Here is a 4,961-nt window from a genome sequence, read left to right on the forward strand (position 1 = left end):
ATCCGGTCCGCCGCCTACAAGATCAGCGGGCATAACGCCTATGGCTGGCTGAAATCGGAATCCGGTGTGCATCGTCTGGTCCGCATCAGCCCCTATGACAGCGCGGCGCGGCGGCATACGTCGTTCTCGTCGATCTGGGTTTATCCGGTGGTGGATGACAATATCGAGATCGTGGTGCCGGACAATGACATCCGCATCGACACCTATCGTTCCTCTGGCGCGGGCGGGCAGCACGTCAACACCACAGACTCGGCGGTGCGGATCACCCACCTGCCGACCGGGATCGTGGTGACAAGCTCGGAAAAATCGCAGCACCAGAACCGCGCCAATGCCATGGCGGCACTGAAATCGCGGCTGTATCAGATGGAGCTGGACCGCCGCAACGCCGAGATCAACGCCCAGCATGCCGCCAAGGGCGAGGCGGGCTGGGGCAACCAGATCCGGTCCTACGTGCTGCACCCCTATCAGATGGTCAAGGATCTGCGCACCTCGCATGAAACCAGCGATACGCAGGGCGTTCTGGACGGCGATCTGGACGCCTTCATGGCAGCGACGCTGGCGCTGGACGTCGCCGGCAAAAGCCGCGCCGAGGCCCAGGGCGAGGACTGATCCCGCAGGGATTGCCCGGTTTGCAAGGTTCAGGAAGGCCGCGATTTATCTTTTCAGAACAAACAAGACCGCCGGCCCCGGCGATGACCGTTCCCGAAGGTCCGGTCTTGCGGCAAGGTCCGGTCTTGCGGCGGTGGCAAGGCGGCAGGTCCGGTTGAGGACGCGCGCCTGGTATAGCTGACGGAAGCCAATTTGATCATCAAATCGGCGCAACATCAGCCTAAAATCAAATGGTTATAGCCTGACAACATGATCAGAAGAAAATCGTCAGGCTATATCGCGCCGCCCGTTCCCGAACCGGCCCGCCGCCGCAATCAGCCCGCCAGCAAATGATCCGGGGTGACTGCGGTAAGGCCCAGGGCCTCGCCAACAGGCAGCGAGGTCAGTTGCCCCTCATGGGTGGACAGCCCCGCGCGCAGATGCGGATCCTCGCTGATCGCCCGGTGCCAGCCCTTGTCGGCCAGCGCCACCAGGAACGGCAGCGTCGCATTCCCCAGCGCGAGGGTCGAGGTCCGCGCCACGGCGCCCGGCATGTTGGCCACGCAGTAATGCATGATCCCGTCAACCTCGTAGATGGGATCCTGATGGGTGGTCGCCTTGGATGTCTCGAAACAGCCGCCCTGATCAATGGCGACATCGACCAGTGCTGCGCCGGGCAGCATGTCCTTCAACTGCGCGCGCTTTACCAGCTTGGGCGCGGCTGCACCCGGAATCAGCACCGCACCGATCACCATGTCGGAATTTGCCACCAGCTCGGCGGTCTGATCGACGCTGGCAAAGCCGGTGCGGAACACGCCGCCGAACACATCGTCCAGATAACGCAGACGCGGCAGCGAGCGGTCCAGAACGGTGACGGTCGCGCCCATCCCAGCGGCAACCCTTGCCGCGTGCGTTCCCACAACGCCCCCGCCGATGACGGTGACACGCGCGGGCATGACGCCGGGCACGCCGCCCATCAGCACGCCGCGCCCGCCATTGGCCTTTTGCAGCGTCCATGCACCCACCTGCGGCGCCAGCCTGCCGGCAACCTCGGACATCGGCGCCAGCAGCGGCAGCGCGCCGTTGCGGTCGGTCACAGTTTCATAGGCGATGGCGGTCACACCCGAAGCCAGCAGGTCACGGGTCTGGTCGGGATCGGGGGCAAGGTGCAGATAGGTGAACAAAAGCTGGCCTTTGCGCAGCATCGCACGCTCGGCCGCCTGCGGTTCCTTGACTTTGATGACCAGCTCGGCCTCGCCAAAGACCGAGGGCGCGTCAGGCGCAATCTTCGCGCCGACGGCGATGTAATCCTCATCCGTGAAGCCCGAGCCAAGCCCGGCCCCGGTCTGCATGATCACCGCATGGCCATGGCCGATTACCTCGGCGGCGGCCGAGGGGGTCAGGCCGACGCGAAATTCCTGCGGCTTGATTTCAGTGGGGCACCCGATCTTCATCTGTGATTCTCCCTGACATGTTGCACATGTGTTTGTCTGGATGATGCATATTGTCGCACAGGCCGCGCGCAATGTGCTGCGAAGAAGACTCTGGTCAACTGACTATTCTTCGAAGATAATTCGGACATGAGCGATTTTGACGCAACAGACCGCCGCATTCTGTCGCTTCTGCAGAAGGATGGCCGAATCACCAATGCCGATCTTGCGGCCCGGATCAACCTGTCCGCCAGCGCCTGTCACCGCCGTGTTCAGCGGCTGGAACAGGTGGGGGTAATCTCGGGCTATGTGGCACTGCTGGAGCCGCGCGCCCTGGGGCGGCACACCACAGTTTTTGTCGAAATCACCCTGCAAGGCCAGGCTGACGAGGTGCTTGAGGCCTTTGAACGCGCCGTCGCCCAGATCCCCGATGTGCAGGAATGTCACCTGATGGCGGGCACGGCAGACTACCTGCTGAAGGTCGCCGCCATCGACACCGATGATTTCGCCCGTATCCACCGTCAGCATCTGGCCCGCCTGCCGGGCGTTGCACAGATGCATTCCAGCTTTGCGCTGCGGACCGTGTTCAGGACGACGGCGATTCCGGTATAGGCGCGACCTTCCGGGGTCTGGGCCAAAAGGTGCTGACCGCATAGCTGACCATTGCTGACATAAGGATCATTTCTCCTCCTTCCTCTGCTGCGCCCGCCAGACCCGCCGCGACAGAAAAGCTGGGAAGCGCGGTATGGAACAAATCGACACCGATCGCGCAAAAAGTCGCCGCGCCGAACAGCATCAGCAAAGTAAAGACCTTCTGGCGCAGCAGGCGATCCGCTTTCAGCCAGCCGATCACAGGGGGAAGGGCGACGATCCCCCCTCGACCACAAAAAATGCCACCTCGCGCATGGCATGGCTGCCGTCACCGACAAGGCCAGTTCTCACCGTCCACGCGTTCTGCGTTTCGTGCAATTGCAGGCTGTCATCCGCGAGCACCACGCAGAAAAGAAAGGCCAGCGCCAGAAAAACCATATCCTGCGATTGGCGATAGGCGGCGATCATGACAACGATCAGAGAGATCCATTTGGCGTAACCAAACATTTCGCCGACGCTCCGGTCACGTCCGATATTCAGGATGTCCGGAATGGCAGAAACACGGCGCGCAAGCTTGTCTGGCGAGCGGGCATCGTGCTGGCGACGGCGGATGGCGAGGGGGCTGTCGAGATCATGCGGCGGACGGGGATGTCGAAGCCGACGGTCTGGCGCTGGCAGGAACGGTATCTCGATGAGGGCGTGCCGGGGCTCAAGCGGGATATAGCTGACGGAAGCCAATTTGATCAAATTGGCGCAGCATCAGCGTAAAATCAAAGGATTATAGCCTGACAACACAATCAAAAGAAAGTCGTCAGGCTACAAGACGCGCCCGTCGCGCGTGCCGCCCCTGCCGAGGGAGGTCCGACTGAAGGTGATCGCGAAGACTGTGCAGGACGCGCCACCCAATGCCACGCACTGTAGCCGCGTGACGATGGCCGAGGCGGTGGGGATATCGCCCTCGAGCGTCGGCCGCATCTGGGCCGATGCCGGGCTGAAGCCGCACGTTTTGCGGAAGTTCAAGGTCTCGAACGACTCGCGGTTCGAGGAGAAGGTTACCGAGATTGTGGTGCTCTATCTCGATCCGCTGGAAAGGGCCGTCGTTCTGTGTGTTGACGAGAAGTCTCAGATCCAGGCGCTCGACCGGACATCGGCTCGTCAGGCACCAGGGCAAGCGCAGATCCCATGCGGGCCAGGAGGCGTGCGTCCACCGTGTCCGTCTTGACCCGTGTCCCACAGGCTTGCGCGAAACGGCGTGCCTGCACGGGATTGACTTTCACCGGCGGGAGCTTGCCGGAAAACGCCTTCTCGAAGGCGCGGTGATAGGGGCCGGTCGCCTCGAACACCACCCGTGCCACCGTCAGCGGCGACAGCCATTTGCGCAGCGCCCGAAAGCCGCTCGCCGAATTCTCGAACCGTTTCGCCGTCTGTGTCTCCAGATGAAAAACGTCAAGGTGGGATTTGGAAATATCGATCCCGATGCTATGCTCTGTCATCTTCGCCAGTCCTATTCTTGTCATGCGTGGCTCAAACACGCGTATCCGTTCAGGCCCATGGTGAAGACGGCGGTCGATCCTACTCAGAAACGGTCCTGAAGACCCAGGCCTCCTCGATCCGACCGCCGCCACTGCCCGCCATAATTGGCGTGGCGGGCAGTGGCTCCCTTCTACCAAGGGAACCTCCCAAAATCATAAGACAAGGCACCGTACCGGCATCGCCATACGCTTTGATCCATTTGTTCAGGCTTGAAAGGCCAACTCCCAAATCCGTCGCCAGTTTCTTGCGCGGTAGCCCGCAGGTCAGCGCCATGCCCACCGCATCTCGCTTGATGTCTTCTGTTCGCTTCTTCGACAGCTCGTTGTCTCACAGGTTGTGATAGTGCTCTCACAACCCAGGCACTTTTGCGAGACAAGTCCAGACCTCGTCTTGGACTTCCTGACGAGCCACCGGCCGCCCCCGGCTTCATCCTGCTGCGACACCGCGCAAACCCGAAATCAATGGGGCGTCGCCGCCGCTTGCGAATCAACTGCGTGGCCTTTCGGACTGGACGCAATATCTGCATGCTTTTCGACGAAAAGCTGGTGGTGGCGGTTGATCTGCAGGTTGCCGCGCTGAAGGATTGCCGTATCGCGCCATAGTGTCGCGCTGGACCTCGCGCGCGCCAGCGCCTAAACCCGGTCGGCGAACGCAATCTCGGACAGGCACCCATGGCACGCGGCACCAGGATTATCGAGGATCGCCCCACCAGCAGGAAGGTTGGCGCGTTGCGGTCGCTGTGGCCGTTCATCCGGCCCTATCGCGGGCAGGCGGCGCTGGCGCTGGCGGCGCTGGTCGCCACCTCGGGGATCAGCCTGA

General features: G+C 62.0%; 6 protein-coding genes. 3 read left to right on the plus strand and 3 right to left on the minus strand.

Features of this window, described 5'->3' with window-relative positions; genetic code table 11:
- The coding region (locus ACK5L9_RS23230) for a peptide chain release factor-like protein (protein ID WP_416913826.1) at positions 1–609 on the plus strand (609 nt) is incomplete at its 5' end.
- A gap of 314 nt (positions 610–923) precedes the next feature.
- Here ACK5L9_RS23230 and ald read toward each other — a convergent pair.
- Positions 924–2,042, minus strand: a complete 1,119-nt coding sequence (ald, locus tag ACK5L9_RS23235) for an alanine dehydrogenase (protein ID WP_416913827.1) — start codon at positions 2,040–2,042, stop codon at positions 924–926.
- Between the two features lie 126 nt (positions 2,043–2,168).
- Here ald and ACK5L9_RS23240 point away from each other — a divergent pair, with 126 nt between their 5' ends.
- Positions 2,169–2,630 (plus strand): Lrp/AsnC family transcriptional regulator, encoded by a 462-nt coding sequence (locus tag ACK5L9_RS23240; RefSeq protein ID WP_416913828.1) that lies wholly within the window; start codon positions 2,169–2,171, stop codon positions 2,628–2,630.
- Here ACK5L9_RS23240 and ACK5L9_RS23245 read toward each other — a convergent pair.
- Positions 2,605–2,871, minus strand: coding sequence for a hypothetical protein (locus ACK5L9_RS23245; protein WP_416913829.1), 267 nt, complete (start codon positions 2,869–2,871; stop codon positions 2,605–2,607). The two genes, ACK5L9_RS23240 and ACK5L9_RS23245, sit on opposite strands and share 26 nt — an antisense overlap.
- Positions 2,872–3,242: 371 nt before the next feature.
- Between ACK5L9_RS23245 and ACK5L9_RS23250 the strand changes: the two genes are divergently transcribed.
- On the plus strand, positions 3,243–3,377 hold the full coding sequence (locus ACK5L9_RS23250; protein WP_416913831.1) for a helix-turn-helix domain-containing protein: 135 nt from the start codon (positions 3,243–3,245) through the stop codon (positions 3,375–3,377).
- Between the two features lie 284 nt (positions 3,378–3,661).
- Here ACK5L9_RS23250 and ACK5L9_RS23255 read toward each other — a convergent pair whose 3' ends face one another.
- A complete protein-coding gene (locus ACK5L9_RS23255; RefSeq protein WP_416913830.1) occupies positions 3,662–4,102 on the minus strand; it encodes an IS110 family transposase in 441 nt (146 codons plus the stop codon).
- Positions 4,103–4,961: the final 859 nt, after the last annotated feature.

The sequence above is a fragment of the Paracoccus sp. (in: a-proteobacteria) genome (assembly GCF_047973135.1).
Lineage (GTDB): Bacteria > Pseudomonadota > Alphaproteobacteria > Rhodobacterales > Rhodobacteraceae > Paracoccus.